This is a genomic window from Algoriphagus aquaeductus (assembly GCF_003253485.1).
Classification (GTDB): domain Bacteria; phylum Bacteroidota; class Bacteroidia; order Cytophagales; family Cyclobacteriaceae; genus Algoriphagus; species Algoriphagus aquaeductus.
The window spans coordinates 425,039-449,970 of record NZ_QKTX01000001.1; the positions used below are offsets into that span (position 1 = coordinate 425,039).

At 43.2% G+C, this 24,932-nt stretch carries 24 protein-coding genes; 16 read left to right on the forward strand and 8 right to left on the reverse strand.

Annotation, left to right across the window (positions count from 1 at the left end; genetic code table 11):
* Positions 1-60: 60 nt before the first annotated feature.
* Positions 61-783, reverse strand: coding sequence for a YceI family protein (locus tag CLV31_RS01845; RefSeq protein WP_111391159.1), 723 nt, complete (start codon positions 781-783; stop codon positions 61-63).
* 141 nt (positions 784-924) lie between these two features.
* Between CLV31_RS01845 and CLV31_RS01850 the strand changes: the two genes are divergently transcribed.
* The 7 genes from CLV31_RS01850 to CLV31_RS01880 all read left to right on the forward strand — a co-directional run bounded on the left by CLV31_RS01850 (position 925) and on the right by CLV31_RS01880 (position 7,045).
* Complete coding sequence (locus tag CLV31_RS01850; RefSeq protein WP_111391160.1) at positions 925-1,443, forward strand: gamma carbonic anhydrase family protein; 519 nt, start codon at positions 925-927, stop codon at positions 1,441-1,443.
* Between the two features lie 75 nt (positions 1,444-1,518).
* Positions 1,519-2,040, forward strand: coding sequence for a hypothetical protein (locus CLV31_RS01855; protein WP_146250851.1), 522 nt, complete (start codon positions 1,519-1,521; stop codon positions 2,038-2,040).
* Between the two features lie 100 nt (positions 2,041-2,140).
* Positions 2,141-2,854: an esterase family protein gene (locus CLV31_RS01860; RefSeq protein ID WP_111391269.1), complete on the forward strand. Its 714-nt coding sequence runs from the start codon at positions 2,141-2,143 to the stop codon at positions 2,852-2,854.
* A 39-nt stretch (positions 2,855-2,893) separates the two neighbouring features.
* Positions 2,894-3,850 (forward strand): ATP-grasp domain-containing protein, encoded by a 957-nt coding sequence (locus CLV31_RS01865; protein WP_111391162.1) that lies wholly within the window; start codon positions 2,894-2,896, stop codon positions 3,848-3,850.
* A gap of 11 nt (positions 3,851-3,861) precedes the next feature.
* On the forward strand, positions 3,862-4,980 hold the full coding sequence (locus CLV31_RS01870; RefSeq protein WP_220084310.1) for a carboxylate-amine ligase: 1,119 nt from the start codon (positions 3,862-3,864) through the stop codon (positions 4,978-4,980).
* 78 nt (positions 4,981-5,058) lie between these two features.
* Positions 5,059-5,853: a type 1 glutamine amidotransferase gene (locus CLV31_RS01875; RefSeq protein ID WP_111391163.1), complete on the forward strand. Its 795-nt coding sequence runs from the start codon at positions 5,059-5,061 to the stop codon at positions 5,851-5,853.
* 1 nt (position 5,854) lies between these two features.
* Positions 5,855-7,045 (forward strand): hypothetical protein, encoded by a 1,191-nt coding sequence (locus CLV31_RS01880; protein ID WP_111391164.1) that lies wholly within the window; start codon positions 5,855-5,857, stop codon positions 7,043-7,045.
* A 25-nt stretch (positions 7,046-7,070) separates the two neighbouring features.
* Here CLV31_RS01880 and pyrE read toward each other — a convergent pair whose 3' ends face one another.
* Positions 7,071-7,718, reverse strand: a complete 648-nt coding sequence (gene pyrE / locus CLV31_RS01885) for an orotate phosphoribosyltransferase (RefSeq protein ID WP_111391165.1) — start codon at positions 7,716-7,718, stop codon at positions 7,071-7,073.
* A gap of 95 nt (positions 7,719-7,813) precedes the next feature.
* Between pyrE and CLV31_RS01890 the strand changes: the two genes are divergently transcribed.
* Entirely contained in the window at positions 7,814-8,500 is a 687-nt protein-coding gene (locus CLV31_RS01890; RefSeq protein WP_111391166.1) for an NUDIX hydrolase, read from the forward strand.
* Here the strand turns inward: CLV31_RS01890 and coaD are convergent.
* Genes coaD through CLV31_RS01910 form a run of 4 tightly spaced genes read right to left on the reverse strand, consistent with a single transcriptional unit; the run spans position 8,488 to position 10,921 of the window.
* Positions 8,488-8,943, reverse strand: coding sequence for a pantetheine-phosphate adenylyltransferase (coaD, locus tag CLV31_RS01895; RefSeq protein WP_111391167.1), 456 nt, complete (start codon positions 8,941-8,943; stop codon positions 8,488-8,490). The genes CLV31_RS01890 and coaD overlap by 13 nt on opposite strands.
* A gap of 3 nt (positions 8,944-8,946) precedes the next feature.
* Positions 8,947-9,765, reverse strand: a complete 819-nt coding sequence (locus CLV31_RS01900) for a DUF3822 family protein (RefSeq protein ID WP_111391168.1) — start codon at positions 9,763-9,765, stop codon at positions 8,947-8,949.
* A gap of 12 nt (positions 9,766-9,777) precedes the next feature.
* The gene (locus CLV31_RS01905) at positions 9,778-10,362 is read right to left on the reverse strand and encodes a hypothetical protein (protein WP_111391169.1); all 585 of its coding nucleotides are present in this window, start codon (positions 10,360-10,362) and stop codon (positions 9,778-9,780) included.
* Positions 10,363-10,411: 49 nt separating this feature from the next.
* Complete coding sequence (locus tag CLV31_RS01910) at positions 10,412-10,921, reverse strand: NUDIX domain-containing protein (protein WP_111391170.1); 510 nt, start codon at positions 10,919-10,921, stop codon at positions 10,412-10,414.
* A gap of 16 nt (positions 10,922-10,937) precedes the next feature.
* Between CLV31_RS01910 and CLV31_RS01915 the strand changes: the two genes are divergently transcribed.
* The 4 genes from CLV31_RS01915 (at position 10,938) to CLV31_RS01930 (ending at position 15,612) form a co-directional block, all read left to right on the forward strand.
* Complete coding sequence (locus CLV31_RS01915) at positions 10,938-12,383, forward strand: ATP-dependent DNA helicase (protein WP_111391171.1); 1,446 nt, start codon at positions 10,938-10,940, stop codon at positions 12,381-12,383.
* A gap of 140 nt (positions 12,384-12,523) precedes the next feature.
* Complete coding sequence (locus CLV31_RS01920; RefSeq protein ID WP_111391172.1) at positions 12,524-12,922, forward strand: DUF1573 domain-containing protein; 399 nt, start codon at positions 12,524-12,526, stop codon at positions 12,920-12,922.
* 166 nt (positions 12,923-13,088) lie between these two features.
* Positions 13,089-14,834, forward strand: coding sequence for an ABC transporter ATP-binding protein (locus CLV31_RS01925; RefSeq protein ID WP_111391173.1), 1,746 nt, complete (start codon positions 13,089-13,091; stop codon positions 14,832-14,834).
* Positions 14,835-15,009: 175 nt separating this feature from the next.
* Positions 15,010-15,612, forward strand: coding sequence for an LbetaH domain-containing protein (locus CLV31_RS01930; RefSeq protein ID WP_111391174.1), 603 nt, complete (start codon positions 15,010-15,012; stop codon positions 15,610-15,612).
* Positions 15,613-15,614: 2 nt separating this feature from the next.
* Here the strand turns inward: CLV31_RS01930 and CLV31_RS01935 are convergent, their stop codons facing one another.
* Positions 15,615-16,697: a sensor histidine kinase gene (locus CLV31_RS01935; RefSeq protein WP_181452548.1), complete on the reverse strand. Its 1,083-nt coding sequence runs from the start codon at positions 16,695-16,697 to the stop codon at positions 15,615-15,617.
* Positions 16,698-17,111: 414 nt separating this feature from the next.
* Here CLV31_RS01935 and CLV31_RS01940 point away from each other — a divergent pair, with 414 nt between their 5' ends.
* Both CLV31_RS01940 and CLV31_RS01945 read left to right on the forward strand, forming a co-directional pair.
* Positions 17,112-17,816 (forward strand): LytR/AlgR family response regulator transcription factor, encoded by a 705-nt coding sequence (locus CLV31_RS01940; RefSeq protein WP_111391176.1) that lies wholly within the window; start codon positions 17,112-17,114, stop codon positions 17,814-17,816.
* Between the two features lie 90 nt (positions 17,817-17,906).
* The gene (locus CLV31_RS01945; protein WP_111391177.1) at positions 17,907-18,323 is read left to right on the forward strand and encodes a response regulator; all 417 of its coding nucleotides are present in this window, start codon (positions 17,907-17,909) and stop codon (positions 18,321-18,323) included.
* A 32-nt stretch (positions 18,324-18,355) separates the two neighbouring features.
* Here CLV31_RS01945 and CLV31_RS01950 read toward each other — a convergent pair whose 3' ends face one another.
* Complete coding sequence (locus CLV31_RS01950; protein WP_111391178.1) at positions 18,356-19,264, reverse strand: DMT family transporter; 909 nt, start codon at positions 19,262-19,264, stop codon at positions 18,356-18,358.
* A 529-nt stretch (positions 19,265-19,793) separates the two neighbouring features.
* Between CLV31_RS01950 and CLV31_RS01955 the strand changes: the two genes are divergently transcribed.
* Both CLV31_RS01955 and CLV31_RS01960 read left to right on the forward strand, forming a co-directional pair.
* Entirely contained in the window at positions 19,794-24,287 is a 4,494-nt protein-coding gene (locus CLV31_RS01955; RefSeq protein ID WP_111391179.1) for a T9SS-dependent choice-of-anchor J family protein, read from the forward strand.
* Positions 24,288-24,429: 142 nt separating this feature from the next.
* Positions 24,430-24,924 (forward strand): GNAT family N-acetyltransferase, encoded by a 495-nt coding sequence (locus CLV31_RS01960; RefSeq protein WP_111391180.1) that lies wholly within the window; start codon positions 24,430-24,432, stop codon positions 24,922-24,924.
* Positions 24,925-24,932: the final 8 nt, after the last annotated feature.

Consider the following 24,932-nt stretch of genomic DNA (forward strand, 5'->3'; position numbering starts at 1 on the left):
CACAAAAAAAGAGGAATTCTATTGAATTCCCCCTTTTTAATCATTGTGGTAGTTGTGTTATTACTTTGCAGTCACATCCAATACCAAAGAAACGGTATTGTAGATGAACTGATCTTTAGCTTTGTCAGTGGCGGCAGCTTCATCACCATACATCAATCCCCACTGGGTTCTGTCGATGTTGAAACCTGCCTTTGCAGCAACAGTTCCGTTTGCAATGCTAACTGCTGCAGGAAACTTAATGTTTTTGGTAGTACCTCTCATGGTCAGGTTACCGCTGATCCAATGCGTTGGATTGGAGGGTGATAGAGAGCTGTCAGAGGAAGGAGTGAATTCAGAAGAGAATTCTTGCTTGTCAGCAATCACATCTGAAGAAGAGAAAGGCGCTACACCAGTGATTTCGAATGTTGCAGTAGGGAAGTTGGCAGCATCAAAGAAGTCTGCTGATTGTAGGTGACCATAAAGTTTGCCATGGAATTCAGAACCTGCCTCCATGTCTTCGATCGTCAAACCCGGAATGTCAAAGGTGAACGAACCACCGGTGATTTGATCACCTGCCACAGTCAAGGTTCCTCCTGTAGAAGGGATTTTACCAAAATGCTTTCCTGCTGGCTTATACCCTGTCCAAGAAATGGTAGTAGATGCCAAATCAAGGTTGAGAGTTTGACCTTCGCCTGCAGCTACTTCCTGGGCGTCTGTAGTTTCTACCGTATCACCAGGTTTGCCACAAGCGAACGCGATCATGGTAGCGGCTAAGAAGAGGCCAATTTGCTTTGTAATTTTCATAGTTAATTGTTTTGTTGGATTGGTTTCTACATTTAATGTATAGACACGTAAACTCTATTCAGGAAAAAAAGTTCAGGACTGATTCAAAATTTTTAATTTTCCACCCAGAAAAAGATTCATTAGAGATCAAAACAAGATAAAATGGCAATACTGATGGATGTAAAGGGCAAATCTCCTGAGTTTGGAGAGGGATGTTGGTTGGCCCCCAATGCTACTGTAGTCGGAGATGTCAAAATGGGGAAAAATTGCACGGTGTGGTTTAATGCAGTTGTCAGAGGAGATGTCCATGAGATTCGGATTGGAGATGATACCAATATTCAGGATGGAGTGGTGATTCATTGCACCTATCAAAAAGCTCCAACCTACATTGGAAATCAGGTTTCTATTGCCCACAATGCCGTGGTGCATGGCTGTACAATTCATGACCGGGTATTGATCGGTATGGGTGCCATCGTGATGGATGGTGCCATCGTTCATTCTGATTCTGTGATTGCGGCCGGAGCGGTGGTTTTGGCCGGGACAGTAGTGGAATCCGGTACGATCTATGCAGGCATACCGGCAAAAAAGGTGAAGGAAATCGGTCCTGAGATGCGAGAGGTGATAGAGCGTACCGCACGAAATTACCCCATGTATGCGGGGTGGTTTCAGGAAAAATTTTAGTAAATCTCAATTTTTTGCATCACCATTTTTGGATTGGAAATGGTGGGTTTTGTATTTTCAAGCAAATTTTTGACTATGAACACACTTTTTGAATTCCTCAGCAAGGGAAAAAATCTTTTCCTATTGGCCCTTATTTTCATCGGTTTTAATCTTTTGCTGACCCATTTCATGCCCAAGGAATACGCTTTGGATTTGAAATTTGCCTATACCGTTGAGGAAGCCTATTTGTCTTTGGGGCATTTGGATCAAGGCCAGCGTGATCTTTATCGCTTGGGGGTTTGGTCTTTGGACATGCCCTATATGCTGGTATATACCCTTTTTTTCATGGGTGTTTTGTCTCGAATTTGGAACAGCTGGAAATATTCCTGGTTACCTATTGCCATTTCATTGATGGATTTTTTTGAAAATATTTTGATTCTCAGAATCCTTAAAATCTACCCAAGCCAAGATGTGACTTTGGTACGGTTTGCCTCATTTTTTTCAACTTCCAAATGGCTCCTTGTCGGAGTGCTCTTGGTCTTTGGCGTTGTTGGGTTGGGATATTGGTTAGTCCAAAGAGGATACTCCCAAGCCAATTCTACAGAGGCAAGGCTCTGACCCTTTCTGTTAGGCTCCCGATTTTCTTTTTTTCTTTTCCCTGAATTTTGACTAGTATTTGAGAATGGTTAGTCAAACCATCTAATTTAAAATGGAAGGAATGAAAGAAGAATATTTTAAGTGGTACTCCCCGCACCTCAATCGTGATGTAGAAATGCTGGTTTTCGGACATGCAGGCTATCCGGTGGTGATATTTCCCACATCCATGGGCTCATTTCATGAGAATAAGGACATGGGATTGATCGCCTCAGCCCAGTGGTATGTGGAGCAAGGATTGATTCAGATTTTTTGTCCGGAGAGCAATGACAGGCAAAGCTTTTACAATAAGTCTATTCATCCTCATGAGCGAATCCAAAATCATGTGGCCTATGACAAAATGATCTGTCATGAGCTAGTGGAAAGAATCCGACTCAACACCTCTGCGGCAAAGGTGGTCGTAGCAGGATGTAGCTTTGGGGGCTACCATGCCAGCAATTTTGCTTTCAGGCATCCGGGGTACGTAAGCCATCTTTTCAGTATGAGCGGAGCGTTTGACATCCGGAATTTTATGGATGAATACCAGCATGACGACATTTATTACAATTGTCCGCTTGAATATCTACCAGGGCTTCAAGATGGGGAATTGTGGAAAATGGGGATTGTCCTCGGTACCTCCAATTGGGACATTTGCTTTGATTCCAATATCAAGCTGCATCAGATATTGAAAAGCAAAAATATTCAGCATTGGTTTGATGTGCGGCAGGATCGTCAGCATGATTGGCCACTCTGGAAGGAAATGTTTCCACACTACCTGTCCACTATCAAATTTGATTAATAGAATCCACTAGCAACCTAAATTATTTACCTAAGAATTATGAAAAAAATCGGGATACTTTTCGGGATGGAGGACACCTTTCCTCATGCATTTGTAGAACGCGTAAATCAAAAAGCAGAAAAAGGAATAGTAGCAGAGGCGGTCAAAATCGATAAAGTCATTCAAAATGAGCTGACCGAGTATGCGGTAATCATCGATCGGATTTCTCAGGATGTTCCGTTTTATCGGGCGTACCTGAAAAACGCTGCCCTGACCGGTACCGCTGTGATCAATAATCCCTTTTGGTGGAGTGCTGATGACAAGTTTTTCAACAACTGTCTTGCAGATACCCTTGGTGTTCCGCTACCAAAAACGGTGATTTTACCTTCAGCCAAACATCCGGATGATACCACTTCCAAGTCATTCCGAAACCTGGTAGCTCCATTGGATTGGGAGGGGATTTTTAATTACGTCGGCTTCCCCGCGTACATGAAGCCTTATGCAGGGGGTGGATGGAAAAATGTCTATCGACTGGAGAATAAAGAAGAGTTTTTTCAAAAACATCCAGAAACAGGTCAGTTGGTCATGTTGCTACAGGAGGAGATCGTGTTCGATGAATACTTCAGAGTTTATTGCTTGGGTGGCAAGGCGGTAAGGATCATGGAATATGAGCCTCGAAATCCCCACCATCTTCGATACGTGGTGGATCGGGCACCTTCCTCCAAAAAACTTCTCGCCACAGTCAAAGACTACACCACGCGCCTGTGCACGGGATTGGGCTATGACTTCAATACGGTTGAATTTGCAGTCCGTGACGGGATTCCTTATGCCATTGATTTTGGCAATCCGGCTCCGGATGCGGATGTCAATTCGGTCGGACAGGAGAATTTTGAATGGGTTGTCGAGGAAGCCGCAAAAATGGCCATCGCCTATGCCAAAGCCCATAAGCCAGGTAAAATGAATTTGACTTGGGGAACCTTTGTAAAGAATTCAGTAGAAATGGCCAAGAGATTTTAATCCTCATCACGATGTCTATTGCATTGAAAAAACTTCCCAAGTTTACCCTGGGAGTGGAAGAAGAGTACATGATCATCGATCCCAAAACCAGGGATCTTCGATCGCACATGTCCAAAATAGTGGAAGGAGGCAAGATTCAACTCCGGGAGCAAGTCAAGGCCGAAATGCACCAATCGGTGGTGGAGGTTGGAACCAATATTTGCCAAAATGTTGCAGAAGCCAGAAAAGAAGTTTCCTATCTCCGGAAGAAAATTTCAGAATTGGCCACGGCCCAAGGCTTAACCGTCGGGGCTTCCAGCACCCATCCTTTCGCCAAGTGGCAAGATCAGGAAATCACAGATGATCCACGGTATCACAACATCGTCAATGAGCTTAAAGATATCGCCCGATCCAATCTCATTTTTGGGCTGCATGTCCATGTGGGGATCGAAAGCAGGGATGTCGCGCTCCAGCTGATGAATCAGGCCTGTTATTTTCTGCCTCATATATACGCACTTACCACAAATTCCCCGTTTTGGGAAGGTAGAAATACGGGTTTTAAAGCCTTTAGAGCCAAGGTTTTTGCCAAGTTTCCAAGAACCGGTTTGCCGGAATACTTTGATTCGGTCCAGTCTTATGACAATTTTCTGGAAATTCTGGTCAAAACCAATTGCATCGACAATCCCAAAAAAATCTGGTGGGATCTCCGGATGCACCCCTTTTTCAGTACCATCGAGTTTCGAATCTGCGATATGTGTCTGACCGTGGATGAGACCATTTGTATTGTGGCAATCATTCAAGCCGTGGTGGCCAAACTTTACAAGTTGCAGATGAGCAACACCAGTTTCAATATTTACCGGATTGCCTTGATCCGGGAGAATAAATTCAGAGCTGCCAGAAATGGGATTGAGGGATTGCTGATTGACTTTGGGAAAAAGGTCGAAGTGCCTACCAAAGAATTGATCATGGAACTGCTTGAGTTTATAGATGACGTGGTGGATGATCTGGGAAGCAGAGAGGAAATCAATTATGTACACAAAATCATGGAAAGAGGAACTGGAGCCGATCAGCAGCTGGAGGTTTTTGAGAAGACTGGCAGTCTGGAAGCTGTGGTTGATTTTATTACAGGAAAGTTTACCGAAGGGATTTAACCTATTGCTTACCTTTGGTCCCAAGACTTAACGGAAGGAACTGTGCCTAGGAAAAAAACAAATCTTGCCATTTTGGACATGTACAACGGCGAGCCCAATCAGGGGATGCGTTGTATCCATGATATTTTGGAGAGGTTTTCGGATCAGATCAGCTTCAGGGAATTTGACGTAAGGGGTAAAGGAGAGCTTCCTGATATTCGGGAATTTGATCTGTTTATTTCTACCGGAGGTCCCGGTAATCCTTTAGAGGGAGACGGGAATTGGGATTTGAAATACTACGATTTCTTGGATCAGGTTTGGATTTGGAATCAAAATCACAGTCGAAAAAAACACCTGCTGTTGATTTGTCATTCGTTTCAGATGGCCTGCAAGCATTTTGGGTTGGGGGACATCACCCCGCGCAAATCCCAGTCTTTTGGTGTCATGACCGTACACAAAACCCCGGAAGGACTCTTTGATCCTATATTCCAAAACCTGAGTAATCCTTTTTGGGCGGTGGATTCCCGAGACTATCAAGTGGTCCAGCCTGATCATAGAAAGTTTAAAACGCTCGGAGCAAAAATCATTGCCCTAGAAAAAATCCGTAACCACGTCGAATATGAAAGGGCGATCATGGGAGTCCGTTTTTCTGATGAAATCGTCGGGACACAGTTTCATCCCGAAGCAGATCCCATCAGTTTTTTGGAACATCTGAAAAAACCTATGGTGAAAGAAAAAATCATCGAGCTAAAAGGAAAAGCAAAGTATCGAACCATGTTGGAGAATTTGGTGGATGAGGATAAAATCTATCGAACCAATGAAACTTTCATTCCCAATTTTCTTTCCCAAGCCCTTCAGAAAATCAAGTTATCCCAGTCCCCAACCTTAATCTGATATGATCCAAAAGCTTCGAGAGCAGTTTAATCAAGAATTTTCGGAGGATAAGTATAAGGAACTTCTTCGGGATATTGCTTCGGATTTTGGCTATGCGCCCACCTTTCGGATTGCGGAAACTCCCTTTTTTATCCCCAAAACCCTCGAAAAGCAGATCTTTGAAGCTTGTAGCCAAGTCATAGACTTTATCAAAAGGCCTGATTTCAAACAATTGACTCAGCGGTCCATCGAGCTAAACACGGCTGTGCCCAATGAAGATGCCCATACGCAGTTTCTGGCGATTGACTTTGGAGTCTGCGAAGAAAACGGGGCCATAGTTCCTAAATTGATAGAGGTTCAGGGATTTCCCTCCATCTTTAATTTTCAATTGAACCTGTTTCAAAAATTCAGGAAGCTGTACCCTTTTCTTGCTCAACTTAGCCCATACCCCAATGGAATCGATGAGGAGCAATACTTAAGCTTATTGAAGCAGGTGATTTTTGGCGGGTGGACTCAGGAAGAAGTGGTATTATTGGAAATCGAGCCGGAGAAGCAAAACACCAAAATTGATTTTTATTATGCCAATCGGGATTTGGGTATCCCTGTGATCTGTGTGACGGAGGTGATCAAAGAGGGTCGTCAGCTGTTTTACACCAAGGCTTCGGGAGAAAAAATCAGAATTCGGAGAATTTACAACCGGGTGATCTTTGATGAACTCAATCTCCGAAAAGACTTAAAGTTGACTTTTAGCTTTGAAGAGGATTTGGATGTGGAGTGGGCAGGTCATCCCAATTGGTACACCCGAATTTCAAAATTCATTCTACCGTATTTGAAAGGTCCCTACTTCATTGAGACCCAATTGCTGAGTGACTTGGAGGTTATTCCGGAAGATTTGGAAAATTACGTCTTAAAACCCTTGTTTTCTTTTTCAGGTTCGGGGGTGATTTTTCATGTCAAAAAGGAAGATATTGAATCCGTGAAGGAACGAGACCTGTATATCCTTCAGAAAAAAGTCCACTACCTGCCTGTGGTTCAATCACCGGATGGAGGAGTCAAAGTGGAGGTGAGGATTTTGTGCCTTTGGCCTGAAAAAGATGAAAGCCCGACTCTCGTGGGGAACCTCGTTCGGTTGAGCCGGGGCGAGATGATCGGCGTCAAATTCAATAAGGACAAAGATTGGGTAGGGGGATCAATAGGTCTGTTTGAAAAATGAAAGCCGGTAGGAAACCGGCTTTTTTCTATTCTTGCATCCATTTACTGGGATTGACTCTCCATTCGGAGAGGGATTTTAAGGTGGATTCATTGATGTAGTGGCTCGCTACCGCCTGAGGAAGCAGTGCATCGTAATGACTCAAACAGACTAATTTTACTCCGGCATTTGAGAAATTCTGGTCTGCTACCTCAAATCCATAACTGAAAATGGCGACCATCCCCAATACCTCAAATCCTGCGTGGCGCAAGTCTTCTACAGCCTTCAGCGAACTTCCTCCAGTAGAAACCAAGTCTTCCACAACGACTACTTTTTGACCGGGGGTTACTTTTCCTTCGATCATATTTTCCATGCCATGGCCTTTGGGCTTGGACCTGACATAGACAAAGGGCAGGTTCAGTTCATTGGCAATGAGTGCTCCTTGAGGAATACCTGCAGTCGCCACTCCGGCGATAGCTTCTGTTTCCGGGAAAAAATGCCGGACTGATTTTACCAATTCATCCCGGACAAGATTTCTAACTTCAGGAAAGGAAAGCGAAAGTCTGTTGTCGCAATAAATCGGGGATTTCCAGCCAGAAGCCCAAGTAAAGGGCTTTTCAGGTTGCAGTCGGATGGCTTGAATTTCGAGTAGTTTTTGGGCTACTTCAGCTGCTGTGATGGGGTTGAGAATTTCCATGGGGTCAAAAATAAGGGAATATAAAGCTATGAAATTGTGACAGCTGATTTTTTTATGCATTTTTGACCACACCACCATCTTTTACACAGACCCACATGAAGATCTTTGTGAATGACAAGCCTTTGGAGATTCTCAACTATGAAGAGCTTGATTCTTCCAAGTCGTTTGAGCATAGTTACCAGAATTTGGATGAAATTCCCGAAGATGTAGAATGGGATGAAGATGTGATTTTTCATGAGCCCAGTCAGGATTTGGTGATCCGTCTGCTGTACTTGATGCGGACCCGGAAAATGAAAAAACTGGACTCGGTAACTTTGGTGACCCACGATAAAAAGGCACTAAAAGAGTTTGTGAAAAGCAGGTTTTTGATCATCAAGGCAGCAGGAGGGATTGTGTCCAAAAAAGACAAAATCCTGATGATTTACCGCTTGGGGAAATGGGATTTTCCGAAAGGGAAATTTGACAAAGGGGAGACCCCGGAGGAATGTGCCAAAAGGGAAGTGGAAGAGGAATGTAATGTCAAAGTGAAAATCGATTCCCATATCTGCAATACTTGGCACACCTACACCCAAAACAGAAGAAGCATCCTCAAAAAGACCTATTGGTATGCGATGGACTGCATCAATGATTCGGGAATGAAGCCGCAGGTAGAAGAGGGGATAGATGAGATTTTGTGGCTTTCTGAAGGAGATGCCAAGACTGCCTTGATCAATTCCTATCCCTCAATGAGATATCTCTTCAAGCAATACTTACTCAATCACCTGAAATCTCAGATTTTGTAAGGGAGAAATTCGCTGACATCTCCACCATAGCGATGCACTTCTCTGATCACGGTGGAGCTGATGGCAGCAAAAGGTGGGGATGTAATCAAAAACACGGTTTCCAATTCCTCATTGAGGTATCGGTTCATTTGACTGATGGTGTTTTCGTATTCAAAATCGGTGGTATTTCTCAATCCCCGAATTAAAAATTTCGCCTCCAGTTTTTTGGCCAAAGTAGAAGTCAGCTCGTTGTAAACCACCACTTTAACCCGATCGGTGTTGAGGTACACACTTTGGATTTTTTCAACCATCACATCGATTTCGAAATAGCGGTTTTTTTTGGTGGAGTTGTAGCCGATCCCGATGATGACCTCATCAAAAAGCTCTAGACTTCTCAAGACTATGTCGTGATGCCCCATCGTGTATGGATCAAAGGATCCCGGGAAAATGGCGATTTTCTTCATGGATCAGTCATATTGCCAATAGGTCTCAAAGATGTGCTCCGACTTCAGATGTTTAAACCCATGCGAATAATTTTGATTGGCGTGGGGTTTAAGAATTCTGAAATGGGTGAAGTAAAAAGAGCCCCAAGCTTCGTTGATGTCAGATTTTTCAGGTACTCCAAAGAGATTGATCCTCACATGATTTCGGTCATACCGGAGTGTTTCGATCATAATGAGGATGTATTTGAGCATATCTTCTTTAGAACTGATTTCAAATCTATTGAAAACGGAAAGATCCTGATCAGTAAAGGCAGCTAGGTAAATATGTGTTTGCTGGTAGTCTACCAATATTTCCTGGCCGATAAGATTAAATCTTTCTTTGAAAAGGTAAGAAAGAAATGAGCTCGCGCCATGGATAATTTGATTTTCAGAAAATCTCGCGTCCAGATTCTTTTTTATTTTCTGAGAAAGAAAGGAGACGATCTGTAGATTGTTGCTATCCAGTGGAGAATTGAAAAAATGGGCGTTTTCGGGAACTTGCCCCGTAAGTTGAAGATAATCCCCTTCTTTTCCAGTCTGAAAAAGAACCCCCGGGATCAAATTGAACAATCCTTCATGGACATAGATTTTTGCCGGGACGTCAATCTTGAGTAGAGGATCTGAATTAAACTCTTCCTCCATTTTGTTCCATTCAAATTTCAGATGATGGTGGACTGCAATGTTTGAATTGTTTTTGTCTTTGGCAAAGACAAACAGGGTATGGGGATAAAGAAAAAGTGATAAGCCCGCTGTGTCCTCCACATCAAACTTATCACTCTTATATACCTTGAGATTATTTTCCAAGATCAGTAGCTGTTATTTCCAGTTACCTTCCGTAGAAGCATCAGTTCTAGAACCTACTCTCAACGCTTTTTCATTGTTGTTTGCTCTTCTTTTTGGGTTGATTGGAGAAGGGTCACGGATTTCGAATACGTTGACCATGTAGCCTCCGGTCTTTTCTACCTTGTCTGCAAAAAACTCAAATTGCTTTCCACCGGAACCTGGTACTACAGGAAGAAGGTCGATATTGAAATCAGGGAATTTGCGAGCGTTGAATAAAGAGTCCATTACAGGCACAGAACCCAAGGTGTCATACGAAACATTGATTTCCTCAGCTCCATAATCAAGGAGTTTGGTGGTTTCTGTTCTTTGTACGATCCAGATGGTACCCTCTTCAATAAACATTCTCAAAGAATCCCAGGTGCTCGCATACTTTCCATTGGAGGCTTGGTAGGCCAACTGAGCATCGCGTAGCATGGTCAGTTTTTCGATAGCAGCAGCTTCCAATAAAGCTATTCTTTTTTCTTCCTCTACAACGTCATTTACGCCTTTCCATAGCAGGTAGCCAAGGAATGCGGCAACGGCAAAGAATACTAATGAGAGAACTTTTGTAAGATTCATTTGATTAAGATTTAGAAATCGGATTAAGGTTGAAGGTTTTTAAAACGTGCTATTTTATAGAAATATTTCCAAAATTAAAATATCCTTTACACAATCCCAGCTCCGAAAGAGATTTAATTCCCCAAAATACTCCATGAAGGGAATTCTTTTCAAGTGAACTGATCTCTTCAAATGACATCCATTTGATTTCGTTCAGGATTTGGTTTTCCCCTGAAAGCTCGGGGTCTTTTCCCAGTACTGCAATACCGTTGATCCTTTTTACCAAGAAAAAATGTTCTATGGCGTGTAAAGGAGGATTTAAAAATTCATTGACAAAGAGAAAATCGCTGACTTCGATTTCGAGACCGGTTTCTTCCAAAAACTCCCTTTTCAGGTTATCCATGGCATTGGCGCCAAATTTCATTCCTCCTCCGGGGGTAGACCAGAAAAATTTGCCTTCTCCCATCAGGTGTTTGACCATGAGGATTTTATTGTCTTCAATCAGGATCCCATTTACCCTTGTTCGGAGTCGATGACCAAATTTTGCCTCAATTTCTTTGCTGATCTTATCCGTTGACATTTACATTCGCTTATTCATGGATAAAAATAACCAGGCCAATCCAAAGCCTTCTGACTTACTCTTAAAATATTTTCCTTTTCGGCCAACAGAAGGACAGGCAAGGTTTTTTGGCAAGATGGATGCTTTTTTCAAAAAGAAGGCCGAAGAAAAGCCCGTATTTATTTTAAAGGGATATGCGGGAACGGGTAAAACCTCTCTTATTTCAGCTTTAGTCAAGGTATTGCCACGAATGGATATGCGCTCCCTGCTGCTGGCTCCTACCGGACGTGCTGCCAAAGTGATGAGTAACTACTCCGGTCGTGGGGCTTTCACCATCCATAAAATAATCTACAAACCCAAGGGCGATCCGGGGACCATGGGAGGCGGATTTATTCTGCAGAAAAACTACTTCAAGGACACGTTATTTATCATTGATGAATCTTCGATGCTTGCAGATGATGGAGGAATGTCCGGAAATTTGCTTTGGGATCTGATTACCTACGTGTTTTCAGGATCAGGTAACCGATTGATTTTTATTGGTGATACGGCGCAGTTGCCACCTGTGGGCAGTACGTATAGTCCGGCATTGGAAAGTGGATACCTGCAGAGGCACTATCGCTTGGAAGCAGATCAGATTGAGCTTTCCGAGGTCATGCGGCAAAAACTTGAGTCCGGAATTTTGTTTAACGCTACCGGATTAAGACAAGAATTGGAATCAGAACACCCCACGATCAGAATTCAGACCCATTTGTTTAAAGATATTTTCAAAATGACCTCTGAGCGGTTGGAGGATGGTCTAAGGTATGCATATGGCAAATTCGGCACAGAACATACGACAATTGTCACTCGATCCAACAAGGCGGCTGTACAATACAATCTGTATATCCGGAGAGTGATTCACTTTTTTGAAGATGAGATCAGCGCCGGAGATTTGTTGATGATTGTCAAAAACAACTACACCTATATGGCAGAATCTGAAAAGGTGAATTTTCTGGCCAATGGGGATATGGCGGAGGTGATGAAAATCAGAGGTTTTGAGGAGCTCTATGGTTTAAGATTTGCCACGTTGGAATTAAGACTGTTGGATTATCCTGAGGAGCCACATTTCGAAGCCAAAGTGATTTTAGATACCCTTTATTCCTCCAGCCCTTCTCTGACAAGGGAACAATACCGGAGCCTTTATGAGCAAGTGGCCGAGGACTATGCAGATGTGGCCAATAAAACGGAGCGGATGGAATTGATCCGCAAAGATCCGTATCTCAATGCCCTTCAGGTAAAGTTTGCCTATGCACTTACTTGTCATAAAGCGCAAGGGGGGCAATGGAAGGCGGTATTTGTGGACCAGGGATACCTGGTGGAAGATCAGGTAGACAGGGATTTTGTACGCTGGCTATACACGGCCGTGACCCGGGCCACAGAGGAATTATACCTGGTCAACTTTACCCCGTCTTTTTTTGTCAAAGGTCTGGTCGACAACGATTGATCAAAGATTCACACTTTTTAACTTTTGTCAAATGTAATTCTGGCACCATATTTTCAATTTTGGAATTAATTCAAATCCGAACCAGTTATTTGGAAGGATTGGATCAAATTTCAATATTTGGATATTAATCATACTTAAACATGAAAAAGCTAGCTATTCTCTTCAGTTTCTTTGCTTTCGCATTGGTCATGCACGCTCACGCTCAAGAGGCGGGATCAGGAGCTGTGATCTCTTTCAAAGAAACCTCTGTTGACTTTGGAGATATTGTACAAGGTCAGAAAGTGGAGCACACTTTTGTGTTGACCAATACTGGAAAAGAACCTTTGATCATCTCCAATGTAGCGGCCACTTGCGGATGTACAGTTCCGAGCTGGCCTAAAGAGCCTATCGCTCCGGGAAAATCCGGTGAAATCAAGGTTTCTTTTAACTCCACAGGAAAAATGGGAAAACAAAATTCCATTGTTCGGATTTATTCAAACGCTACAGAGCCTATTGAAAAGGTCTCCTTGATCTCCAATGTGCTTCCAAAAACACACTAAGAGTTTAACCTATACCTAAAGAAAGCCTGCTCCATCGGACAGGCTTTTTTGATTTAAAGTGGTTTTCATTTCTGAAATTAACCCTGAACCGAAATAATGGCAGGAATATTTTAAGTCGTGGAACCCATTGGAAGATTCCAAGGTTTGTCTATCCAAATCTCTACCCATGGCAACTACCAAAGAACGGCGCGTGACGATGCGTCAGGTTTTTTCAACCATCATTTGGCCTAGAAGAAAACATCTATTTCTTGGACTTTTTTTAATTATCATCAGTAGACTTGCCGGGCTTGTTCTTCCTGGGGCTAGTAAGTACCTGATTGACGAAGTCATTCCAAGCAATGATCTGAATCTTCTCAAGTGGCTGATATTAATTGTCGTTTTTTCCATAGTAATCCAATCGATCACTTCTTACTCACTGACTCAGATCCTGAGTGTAGAGGCACAGCACCTGATTGCCAAACTTAGGTCTCAAGTGCAGCAGCATATTATCAAGTTGCCAATCCGATTTTTTGACAATGCCAAGACCGGTGAATTGGTGTCGCGAATCATGACCGATGTAGAAGGAGTGAGAAATCTGGTAGGAACAGGATTTGCCCAAATGGTTGGAGGGGTATTGACGGCTGTGATCTCCTTGATTTTGTTGATTTCTATCAGCCCGATGATGACGCTGCTGGTATTGTTGCCAGTCGCTATTTTCGGATTGGTATCGCTCAAAGCTTTTGGCAAAATACGGCCCATTTTTAGAGAACGCGGGAAGATCAATGCCCAAGTGACGGGTCGGTTGACGGAGACCTTGGGGGGAATCCGAGTGATCAAAGGATTCAATGCCGAAGCTCAGGAGATCAAAACTTTTGAAAAAGGTGTGGAAGATCTTTTTCAAAATGTAAAAGCAAGCCTGACAGCAACCAGTTTTGTGACTTCTGCAGGAGCTCTTCTGCTAGGTCTGGCCTCTGCGGGGATCATGGGGATCGGTGGCTATATGATTATGGAAGGGAAAATGACATTTGGAGACTTTTTGGCCTTTACACTCTACTTGGGTTTCATGATCGCTCCGATCGTTCAAATGTCCAATATCGGAAGCCAACTGACGGAAGCTTTTGCAGGGCTCGATCGTACGGAAGAGATTATGAATATGCCGTTGGAGTCTGATGACCGGAAAAGAACCATTCGTTTGAATACGATCCAGGGTGCGATGAAATTTGATCAAGTCTCCTTTGCTTATGAATCTGGGAAAGAGGTGGTAAAAGGAATCAGTTTTGAAGCACCAGCAGGTTCGGTGACGGCCTTGGTAGGAACCTCTGGTTCGGGAAAAACAACCATTGCCGGATTGGCGGCTACGTTTTTAAATCCTGATTCCGGGACGATTTATTTGGATGGTCAGGACCTTCAAACTGTTACCTTGGAGTCTTTCAGATCACATCTGGGAGTGGTCCTTCAGGATGATTTTTTGTTTGAAGGCACGATCAGGGAAAATATCCTATTCCCAAGGCCAAATGCCACTGAAGATGAATTGCTGAAAGCTGTGAAGGCTGCGCATGTCCAAGAATTTACCGATCGGTTTGATCAGGGATTGGATACCTTGATCGGGGAGCGTGGAGTCAAACTTTCGGGAGGTCAACGGCAGCGGATTGCCATTGCAAGAGCGATTTTGGCAGATCCTAAAATTTTGATTTTGGATGAAGCTACTTCCAATTTGGATACGGAATCAGAGACTCTGATTCAGGCAAGCCTAAAAGAACTGATGCGTGGAAGGACGACCTTTGTTATTGCTCACCGACTGAGTACCATCCGGCAAGCGGATCAAATTCTGGTGATTGAGCAGGGAAAAATTGTAGAAAGTGGACAGCACGACGAATTGATTCTGAAAGAGGGTAGGTATTTCCAACTTTACACCTATCAGGCAAGAATTTAAATTGCTTTTTCGCTATTTCTTTTTCTGAGAAAGATTAATGATTTTGACAAAATTAACTTTATCTTAAGTGGATATAACCTATTTCCAACTTAAACAGCTTATTGACTGCCCAAATAACAGCCGCTTAATTACCCCAAATCATCATTCAAATTATTTTTTGATTTAGCAATTCGTTATGGATTTGATCATAGTAGGTGCAAATAAAATTGGTGAAACCATTGTCCATGCTTTTCCGCAATTTGGCCTGAGACATCGTATCCGGGGGTTTGTAGACGACAATCCTGACTTGAAGGGGAAGAAATTTGCAGGATATCCTGTATTGGGGACAGTTGACGAAATTCTCCTCAAAGAAAAGGTGGCGGTGGTGTTGGCTATTCAGTCTTCCTATGAAAAGAACGGCCTGGTTAGAAAATTGGCAAGTAATAACCATCTTGAATTTCCCAATCTTTTCTCCTCAGGCTCCTGGATATCCCGGGACTGTATTTTTGGAAAAGGGAACATCATCTTGGAAGGCAGCCTGATCAACTTTGGAACGATGGTAGGAAACTTTAATTTTTTTGGAACCAAATGCTCCATCGGCCATGAGTCTGTGATAGGGGATTACAACTGCGTGGAGGATGAAGTCAACTTTGGGGGCTTCTCGATTTTGGAAGGGCAGATTACCGTGAAAAAGGGCGCTTGGATCAATCAGGGTATTCGCATCGGCAAAGAGTCGGTCATCGAAAAATTTGCAGAAGTAAAAGAGGATATTCACCCGAATTCATCCGTTAGAAAGTGAGTTCATTTGACGGGGAAGGATACAAAAAATTCCGAGCCCATTCCCTCTTTACTTTTAAACCAGATTTCTCCCTTTAGTTTTTTGGTAAGCTCTTGGACAATATTAAGTCCAAGCCCGGTACCCTTGATGTTTCCAACATTTTTGGCGCGATAAAATGACCCAAAGATGTTTTCATGTTCCTCTCTTGGAATTCCAATTCCATAATCTTTGATCCGGATCTCCACAAAATTTCCGATAATACTCAAATGAACTTCGGGATCAGAGGATTCGGGAGAGTAATTCAGTGCGTTTTGAATAAGGTTTCGGATGATATGGACCAGCATCGACTCGTCGGTGAGAATCTGTTTGTCTGATTGTGGCTGGAAAAAACGAACGGTTCTTCTGTTCAGATTTTCTTCATTGATGTCGTGGATGAGGCTTTCCAAAAATTTCCCGATTGAAATTTTTTTCAGATTCAACTTCATGTCTTGTTGAATGCTTTTTTCCAATAAAAGCACGTCACTCATGATGGACGTCAGCCGGTTGCTTTGATTGATGATCTTATCAATATGGCCAAGAAGCTTGACTTTGATCTCATCCGAGAAATCTTTGTCAAGCAACATTTGCATAATCATCACACTGCTCACGATGGTTGCGATGGGGGTTTTGAACTCATGGGAAGCCATAGATACGAACCTTGACTTCATCTGATTCAATTCTTTTTCTTTGAAAGCGATATCTTTGAATTTTTTCAGCACCAATTCCCGCTCGGTCACATCTCTTCCGATCGCAAAAATGAACCTTCCCGGCCTATCCTTGACTTGGATAGGTTTGAACTGAAATTCCAGCATCAGACTCTTTTTGAGCTCTTTGAGTACCACCGGGATGACCATTTTTTGATTGGGCTTCATCAGCGGCAAGGATGGAAAATTGATCAATACCTCATTGAATTTGCGTCCCAAGGTCTCTTCAAGAGGTTTTTGAAAAACCTTTTCAAATGAAGGAGAGAGAAAAACAGTCTCCATTTCTTCGTTCAGAATTACCATGATATCATCGGAGTTTTCCAGGAAAAACCGAAGCATTTCTTCATTTGAGAAATTAATCATGAAACCCTGGTTTAAATGGGACATATAAGGCTTAACTTAAAGGAGAGTAAAAATGAACTCCCAAGGCAATAATGGAATTGAGAGTCGAAATTAAGCCGAATGATCTGGCTCATCAAGACTAGAGGCTGCTATACATTTACAATTAGTTGCAAATTGATAAGAATCCCCACAGGAAGTCCTTTTTTGGGCTTATGATTACCATAGAATGTTTTTAATTTAAGGACATTATTCAAAATAAAACAACTCACTTAGGAGAATATTCAGGCAGGAATTGCTTTCAATTCGCGACTGTTTTCAGTTTTCTCGGGAAGGATTTCAATCAGTAAAATTCTTTTATGAAAAAAACAGGTGAGTTTTTTGCTTTGCCTTTAGTTATCCTTAGGAATCATATAAACAGAGATAATAGAAATTATAATGAAAAAGATTCTAATCGTCGAAGATGAGGAGGAACTAGCATCCAATATTGCCGAGATATTGACAGGTCTGGAATATCAGGTTGCCGCTATCGTGGACAATGCCTATTCGGCCCTAGAATATTTGGAAGGCAATTTGGTGGATTTGGTCTTGATGGATATCCTGATCAAAGGAGATGTAGATGGGATTGATTTGGCCTATAAGATTCGGGAAAAATATGATTTGCCCATCGTGTTCAGTACAGCATATTCTGGAACGGAATTTCTGGAAAGAATTTCTTCTGATATCCACGAAGGATATTTATTGAAACCATTCACTTTGGATTCCTTGAAGGCCGCGGTATTTTTTGGATTGAAGAGGCATTCCGAAAGGCCAGCTAGACCTGAAAAATCCCGAGGTTCTCTGAAAGTGATGGATAAGGGGTTTTTGGTGCCCATCCCTTTTAATGAAATTTTATATTTAAAGGCGGATGGACTGTACACCAAAGTTTTCACCAAAGTAAAATCCTACTTGGTGAGAGATATTTTGAAAGGTTTTGAAGACAAGCTGCCTGAAGAACAGTTTATTCGAGTACATAAGTCATTCTTGGTCAATGTCAATCACGTAAGCTCATTCAATGCCAAGAAAATAAACCTGGGAGAAGTATCTCTTCCTATCCGAAGAGGATTGTATAAAGAACTGATTGAAAAGCTCCAGGTAGAATAGCTTATTTACTTGGGCGAAAGCTCGTATGATTATGGCAATTTGCTCTGAAAGAGCAAGAGCCAAAAATTAAATTTAACTAGATTCACTCAAATGAAGAGAATAAAAGTTTTGTTGATTGAAGATAATCCAGGCGATGTATTGCTTACTTCCGAGGCATTGAGCGAAAGTAAGTTTTTGGTTGATTTGGAAGTGGTCAATAATGGAAGGGAGGGAGTGGATTACCTGTTTTCAAGAGGAGAGTTTATAGATAAGACAAAGCCGGATGTGGTGCTTCTTGATATCAATCTTCCCCTGAAAACGGGACATGAGGTTTTGATGGAAGTGAAGGACAATTCGATTACGAAGGACATTCCGATCATTATGCTGACCACCTCCTCTGTCCAAGATGATATTTTGAAAAGCTATCAGGAACAAGCGAGTTGCTATATCGTGAAGCCTGTGGAGGTTGAACAGTTTGATGATTTCATCAAAGTGTTTGATCGCTTTTGCGATACGATTGATGTATAGATCTATTCCGTTTTTTAGTGTAGGGGAGCCTGTTACTTTTTCTCTTTGGACAATGTAAGTACGACTACGGTCAGTAAGATCAGCAGCGTACCGATCCAATCCATCGCGAAAAAAGATACGTTGAGCCAAAACACGGCAGTCAAAGCCGCTGCTAGTGGTTCGACACTGCAAAGCAGACTTGCGAACGTAGCTCCAATGATCGTTACGGATTTTAGAAAAAAATAAAAGGCGATCACAGTACCAAAGATTACAATGTAAGCGAAAGCTGAAATGGTCCCGCTATCCCAAGAACCTGAAAGTTCCCAAGGTTGGGTGAAAAGTGAAAAAAACACACCTCCAACCAGCATTCCCCAACCGGTAACCGCAGCAGGAGAAAACGTTCTCAACAGCCCCACAGGTTGAATCGTGTAGAATGCCAAAGCGAGAGCAGAAAGTATCCCCCAAAAAATTGCTTTTTCTGAAATAACCAATTCTTCCAAAGAGCCGTGGGTGACAAGAAGGAAAGTTCCGGTCAGTGCCAGGGTCAAGGCAGCATATTCTGCCAGTATGGGCCATTTTTTATTTTTGAAAGCATAGAAGGCAACAACGAAAACTGGTCCGATGTACTGAAGAATGGTCGCTGTGGCAGCATTGGAAAGAGAAATACTATAGAAATAAGTGAATTGGACAGCTACCATCCCAAGAAGCCCGAAGAGGACTAATTTGATGGCATTTTTGGGCTTTCTCCAGATTTCAAAAGCGATTTTTTTTTCACTGGCAATCGAGAAAATCACCAGAATTGCTCCAGCCAATATCATCCTCCAAGTGACAAGCCATGCCGGATCTACTTGTTTTTCCTCAAATAAATACTGGGCGCAAGTCCCGGAAATTCCCCAAAATATGGCTGAAGAGATGGCCATGATCAAGCCGGGTACTTTTTGATAGGAGGTAGGTAAGGTCATGTAGCTTTGATGCGAAGCCGAAGATATTTAGGCTTTGTCAGATTAGGAAAAAATGTAAGTTTCTGTTTGGCTTCCAGAGGTGAAATCGCATTGGTTTCTGGAAAATCAACGTGACTTAAGTCTGCTCATGGTAAAAGTGAAGTTGATTTACAAAGCTCAATCTGATTCTGAAATTAAAAAGGTATCAACCGAAAATCCCCGAATCCTTGAGCCGAAAATTTGGCTTCTGTTGAAATTCTGAAGTAACCTATAGTTATTCCACACTCTTGGAATAATTAAATTTTTCATTTGAAAATTTCAGAAAAAAAATAGCCTTGGCGATTAATTTTTATTCTAGTGGCCTTTCGTCGGTTTGTACCTTGATTTTTTCACTTCATGTCATGTTTTTCATTTCACATCAAGAAAATGTTATCATTTGGGAATCAAAGGGGGTAAATTTTAAAGCTTTCGTAACGATTTGAGGTCAAGATTCTCTCATAAAGAGTTCTATTTTAGTCGGCAAAACAACAAACAAGCTAAACAACTTTCTATGAGACAAACTTTACTCAGGCTATGGATGCTGAGTTGGGTTCTGATCTTTGGGATTCATCAAGTCCAAAGTCAGACCACCATTGCATCTTGGAACTTTGCCTCTGAGCCAGGCAACCAAGCTTTTACTGCAGGCACAGGGAGTACTCTGGTAACTGCCTCAAATTTCACAAGAGGTTCAGATCTTACCGCCGCATTAGCAGGTGGATCCATCAATTCTTCGGGCTGGTTGGGTACCGGAAACCGGTATTATTCTTTTGGTTTTACAGTTGATGAGGGATTCGTGGCGGATTTGGCTACGCTAAGAATCGGTACTCGTTCTTCGGGAACTGGCCCAGCCAATCTTGCTTTGAGGTATAGCGGAGATGGATTCAGTACAGATTTGGCTACCTGGACTCAATCCGGAACGGCAGATAATTTTCAAAGTATTGACCTTTCTTCTTTGCCTAATATCTCCGGCAATGTGGAGTTTCGAATTGTTTCTACGTCCAATCTCTCCGCTAATGGGGGGACCCTCGCGGGTGGTGGTACATTTCGTGTCCTAAATTTTAATTCAGAAGGAGTTGCCTTGACGGCCACTGTGACGGGAGGATCCACTGATCCAGAACCAGAACCAGAACCAGATGCCCCATTGGCCTTCTGGGATTTCCAAGGAGCACCAGGTGATCAGGTTTCTACGGCAGGAACTGGCTCTACTCAAGTTTCAGCCTTGGATTTCAAAAGAGGTCCCGGCCTTACTGCCACGGCAGCCGGCAACTCCATCAGTAGTGCAAGCTGGAGTACAGATGCTACGCAGGATTATTTTTCTTTTGGTTTGTCGGTGGCGGATGGATTCCAAGCCGACTTAAGTAATCTGGTCATTGCTACCCGATCTTCAGGTACAGGTCCGGGCAATTTGGCCTTGAGATCCAGCTTGGATGGATTCATCGGAAATCTGGCGACTTGGACGCAGTCCGGAACCAATTTCAACAATCAGATTCTCGATCTCTCTACGCTGACCGGGTTGACCGGTGAAGTGGAATTCCGAATTGTCATGCTCAATACTACTTCGGCAGGAGGTGGAACGGTCGGCTCTGGAGGTACTTTGAGAGTGACAAATTACCTGAGCGGAGGAGAAGCCCTGACGGTTCAGTTCAATGGAACCGTGACTCCTTTGGTCCCCAAAGTTTTGGTGAATTACAATTTTGCTGGTGAGCCTGGAAGTCAGGCATCTACTTCCGCCAATGTAGTGGAATCAGGTCTAACTGCTTCGGTATTTACCCGAGGTTCTGGAATCTCTCCAAATGCAGGAACTAATTCTATCAATTCCAGTGGTTGGGATGCGGGTGAAAACAGATATTATACATTTGGTTTCACAGTTGCTTCGGGTAAGTTGGTGGATTTGACCACACTTGAATTTGGCAGCTTTTCTTCCGGAACAGGTCCGGCAAATTTTGCCCTGCGATACAACAAGGATGGATTCTCCTCGGATTTGGCTACTTGGACGAATACAAGTACCAGAATCGACCGTGTGATCGATTTGTCTTCTTTGAAAAACCTTTCCGGAGAAGTGGAATTCAGAATCGTTATCACCAGTCAAACCAATGTTAATGGGGGAACGATTGCTTCAACAGGAACTTCCCGAATCACCAATTTCTTCCCGGCTAACTTAGGAGCCTCAATTAATGGCTTTATTAAAAACGGATCTGGCATAGCAGTTCCCGCCTTGACGCTGGATCCTACTTCGCTGGCGTTTGGTGATGTAAGGTTGAATCAGGATAATCCGGTACTGACTTATCAATTGTCGGGTACCAATCTGACTGCTCCGGTATCGATATCCGTCGCTGCACCATTCAGCATTTCCAAAGACGGAGTGCTCTTTGCCAATGAGCTTCAGGTTACTGCCGTTGAATTGACTTCTCCTATTACCCTTTATGTGGGAGTTTCGAATGCTTCTTTGGGCAGTTTCTCAGGAAATGTCGTTCACCAGACCTCTGGCTCATCTCCGGTCTTGTTACCGGTAACCGCCCGGGTGTTTGATCCATTTACCTACGTTGAAAACTTCAACAACTCCTGTCCGGCTGGATTGCCAACTGGCTGGTCTGCTGTGAGTTTGGCAGGGGCACAGATATGGGCATGTACTACTTTTGGTCGTGCAGGAACCAGCCCAACCGCAAGTGCGGCCAGTGGCTTGCAGATCAATGGATTTGCAGGAGGCGCCCAACTCAATGAAGATTGGCTGATCACTCCTGCATTTGATTTGACAGACTATGATTTCCCGCTTCTTTCTTTCTGGAGCCGAGTGGCCTTTACCGGACCAAGATTGAAGCTCCTATTGTCTACCGATTACGTGTCCGGAGATCCAAATTCAGCCACCTGGGTTGAATTGGATGATCGTTTTGCAGATGCGGATGTTTGGACTTTCTCCCAAGAGCTAGATCTATCTGCTTATAAAACATCGGGAGTCCGTCTTGCATTTGTCTACACTTCTTCACCTGAAGCCAATGCGGCACGATGGACCTTGGATGATTTTAGTCTGATCAATTCGGAAACTCCTCCGGCACCTTTCCTGAGAACCAATATCGGTAATGTGGATTACTTCCACTTTGGAATCACTCCTGTGGGAACGGTGGCTTCCACCATCAAGACTTTCACCGTGAAAGTGGACAATGCTACTGATCCATTGAAAATAGTAGGAGGGGATGGTTTTGAGTTTTCTAAAAACGGAACAGATTTTCTTCCGGAACTGATTTTCTCCCCAGAAGAGGCGGCTTTGCTTTCCACGGTTTCGGTGAGATTCAATCCGGGTTCGGAGGGGGCTTTCAGCAGTCCGATCAGATTGGAAACAGGAAGTATTTCCCTCAGAAGGGGATACCTGACTGGAGCTACCTTGGAGCGAAGTGAAACCTTGGATGTTGTCACCTGGAATATCGAATGGTTTGGTTCTCCGACCAATGGTCCATCCGATCTCAACAGACAATTGACTAACGTGAAGGCCATCATCGAGGACTTGGATGCTGATATTTATGCTTTCCAGGAGATTACATCCCTTTCCAGATTCACGGCATTGGTAGAGGCATTGGGAGGAAAATACGGAATGGCGGTGTCCCCGGCTGTGTCTGCTCCCGGCGAGTTTACCGAGGAAGCCCAAAAGCTGACTTTCCTTTTCAAAACTGCCACCATCGATACCTTGGAGACGAAGGTGCTGTTGAAAGGTGTGACACCGGAAATGCTCGTAGGCTATCCATCCTCTCCTGATCGTTTCTGGGCCAGCGGAAGGTTGCCTTATTTGATGAGGGCAAAAGCCAAAATCGGTGGAGTAGAGCAAAAGATCAACCTGATCAATGTGCATACCCGATCAAATGGCGGTGGAGAAAGTGCGGCTAATCCTCGATATGCCATGAGGAGATATGATGTCGGTGTGCTTAAGGACACCCTGGATGCCCAATTCGCAGAAGTTCCTTTCATTCTTTTGGGTGATTACAATGATGACTTGGATGAAACCGTTGCTGATCAAAATGCGGCTACGGTGGGTACCTCCGAAACATCATTTATCCGGTATATCAATGATGCCGAAGGGTATATTCCTGTGACTTTGAACCTGAGCAATGCCGGCTTGAGAACATTTATCACTTTCGAGAATGTGATTGACCATTTCATCATTTCCAATGAAATGGAAGACCTTTGGGTCAAAAATTCCGAGCGTGTAGTTGCTCCATTTGATGTGGTGCCTACTTATCAGGGGACCACTTCAGACCATTTGCCTGTGGAGACGAGATTCAGAGTTTTCTGCGACATCGAGTCCGCGCAAATCGTAGGAACCAGCTTGGTTTGTGGCGCAGAAGATACTATCAATTTGACACTGATTGGTGGCCAGTTTGAAGAAGTTTTGGGATGGGAAATTTCCCTTGATCAAGGTGAGACTTGGACCCTGATAGATGGCAGTACCAATCAAACTGCTTTGGAGTATACCGGTCTTACCGGCAAAGGGCTCTTTAGGGCTATTCTTGATTCCAAGCTCTGTACCTTGCCTTCAGCGTCTTTTGAGGTTACTGTTTCGCAACTCCCTGTTCCTGTGATCTATTTTGCTAATGGATTGCTGACCACCATCGAAGGTAATTATACCTACAAGTGGTTTAAGAATGGACAATTACTATCCACTTCTTCTCAAAATAGTATCCGAATCAATGGGGCAGCGAATTACTCAGTGACCATTGTGGATGAATTTGGCTGCGAGTCTTCTTCCCAATCCTATCGATTCCCAAGCCAATTGGCAGGTCCGGAAATAAAGGTATTCCCTAATCCTGCCTCTAATTTGGTGACCATTACCGCCAAAAGAGGTGAGGGTATGATCAGAGTCCAATTGATGACCAGTATGGGTATGCTGATTCAGGAGGAATTGACATCTGAAGGGTTTGCCCAGTTTGATGTCACCTCATTGGCTAAGGGAACCTATTTGGTGGTCGTCACTGACCGAGTAGGAGCTGTGACCGTACAGCGATTGATAGTCAATTAACCGATTGATTTTCTTTCAAAGCCATCCCGGAATACTGGGATGGCTTTTTTGTTTTGGATAGGATGTGGCAAGAGTAAGTTTTACTTGGCTAGTTTATGGATCAATCTTTCAAAAAGCCGGATATTCGGCCATTCACTAGGCTATGAATCCTGAAATATCTTTCCGTAAAGCCCAAAAAGAGGATAATGATTCTCTTTGGCAACTGATCCAACCTATCATCCGAAAAGGAGGAACTTACGTCTTTGACCCACAAATCAGTGAGGAGTCCATGATGGAGTATTGGCTCAATTCTGATAAAAAGACCTTTGTTGCCGAATCGGATGGGGAAATTTTGGGGACTTTTTATATCAAGCCCAACCAGCCTGACCTCGGAAATCATGTCTGCAATGCGGGATTCATGGTTTCTCAAAAAGCCTCCGGAAAAGGACTTGGAAAAGCAATGGGGAAATTTGCTTTGGAAGAAGCCAGACGTTTGGGCTATTTGGGGATGCAGTTCAACTTTGTAATCAAAACCAATGAAAACGCAGTGAAGCTTTGGAAATCCCTGGGATTTGAGGTTATTGGTGAAATTCCCGAGGCTTACCGGCATCCACAATTGGGCTTAGTGCCGGCTTTGATTATGTACCAAAAGCTTTGATTCTTGCG

Excerpts from the sequence above, each read along its gene's own strand:
- CLV31_RS01940 (WP_111391176.1), top strand. The coding sequence starts at position 17,112 with ATGAAAAAGATTCTAATCGTCGAAGATGAGGAGGAACTAGCATCCAAT.
- coaD (WP_111391167.1), bottom strand. The coding sequence starts at position 8,943 with ATGAAGAAAATCGCCATTTTCCCGGGATCCTTTGATCCATACACGATG.
- CLV31_RS01865 (WP_111391162.1), top strand. The coding sequence starts at position 2,894 with ATGAAAAAAATCGGGATACTTTTCGGGATGGAGGACACCTTTCCTCAT.
- CLV31_RS01845 (WP_111391159.1), bottom strand. The coding sequence starts at position 783 with ATGAAAATTACAAAGCAAATTGGCCTCTTCTTAGCCGCTACCATGATC.
- CLV31_RS01950 (WP_111391178.1), bottom strand. The coding sequence starts at position 19,264 with ATGACCTTACCTACCTCCTATCAAAAAGTACCCGGCTTGATCATGGCC.
- CLV31_RS01850 (WP_111391160.1), top strand. The coding sequence starts at position 925 with ATGGCAATACTGATGGATGTAAAGGGCAAATCTCCTGAGTTTGGAGAG.
- CLV31_RS01960 (WP_111391180.1), top strand. The coding sequence starts at position 24,430 with ATGAATCCTGAAATATCTTTCCGTAAAGCCCAAAAAGAGGATAATGAT.
- CLV31_RS01890 (WP_111391166.1), top strand. The coding sequence starts at position 7,814 with ATGAAGATCTTTGTGAATGACAAGCCTTTGGAGATTCTCAACTATGAA.
- CLV31_RS01905 (WP_111391169.1), bottom strand. The coding sequence starts at position 10,362 with ATGAATCTTACAAAAGTTCTCTCATTAGTATTCTTTGCCGTTGCCGCA.
- CLV31_RS01915 (WP_111391171.1), top strand. The coding sequence starts at position 10,938 with ATGGATAAAAATAACCAGGCCAATCCAAAGCCTTCTGACTTACTCTTA.
- CLV31_RS01870 (WP_220084310.1), top strand. The coding sequence starts at position 3,862 with ATGTCTATTGCATTGAAAAAACTTCCCAAGTTTACCCTGGGAGTGGAA.
- CLV31_RS01860 (WP_111391269.1), top strand. The coding sequence starts at position 2,141 with ATGAAAGAAGAATATTTTAAGTGGTACTCCCCGCACCTCAATCGTGAT.
- CLV31_RS01935 (WP_181452548.1), bottom strand. The coding sequence starts at position 16,697 with ATGATTAATTTCTCAAATGAAGAAATGCTTCGGTTTTTCCTGGAAAAC.
- CLV31_RS01875 (WP_111391163.1), top strand. The coding sequence starts at position 5,059 with ATGTACAACGGCGAGCCCAATCAGGGGATGCGTTGTATCCATGATATT.
- CLV31_RS01930 (WP_111391174.1), top strand. The coding sequence starts at position 15,010 with ATGGATTTGATCATAGTAGGTGCAAATAAAATTGGTGAAACCATTGTC.
- CLV31_RS01855 (WP_146250851.1), top strand. The coding sequence starts at position 1,519 with ATGAACACACTTTTTGAATTCCTCAGCAAGGGAAAAAATCTTTTCCTA.
- CLV31_RS01880 (WP_111391164.1), top strand. The coding sequence starts at position 5,855 with ATGATCCAAAAGCTTCGAGAGCAGTTTAATCAAGAATTTTCGGAGGAT.
- CLV31_RS01910 (WP_111391170.1), bottom strand. The coding sequence starts at position 10,921 with ATGTCAACGGATAAGATCAGCAAAGAAATTGAGGCAAAATTTGGTCAT.
- CLV31_RS01945 (WP_111391177.1), top strand. The coding sequence starts at position 17,907 with ATGAAGAGAATAAAAGTTTTGTTGATTGAAGATAATCCAGGCGATGTA.
- CLV31_RS01925 (WP_111391173.1), top strand. The coding sequence starts at position 13,089 with ATGGCAACTACCAAAGAACGGCGCGTGACGATGCGTCAGGTTTTTTCA.
- CLV31_RS01955 (WP_111391179.1), top strand. The coding sequence starts at position 19,794 with ATGAGACAAACTTTACTCAGGCTATGGATGCTGAGTTGGGTTCTGATC.
- CLV31_RS01920 (WP_111391172.1), top strand. The coding sequence starts at position 12,524 with ATGAAAAAGCTAGCTATTCTCTTCAGTTTCTTTGCTTTCGCATTGGTC.
- pyrE (WP_111391165.1), bottom strand. The coding sequence starts at position 7,718 with ATGGAAATTCTCAACCCCATCACAGCAGCTGAAGTAGCCCAAAAACTA.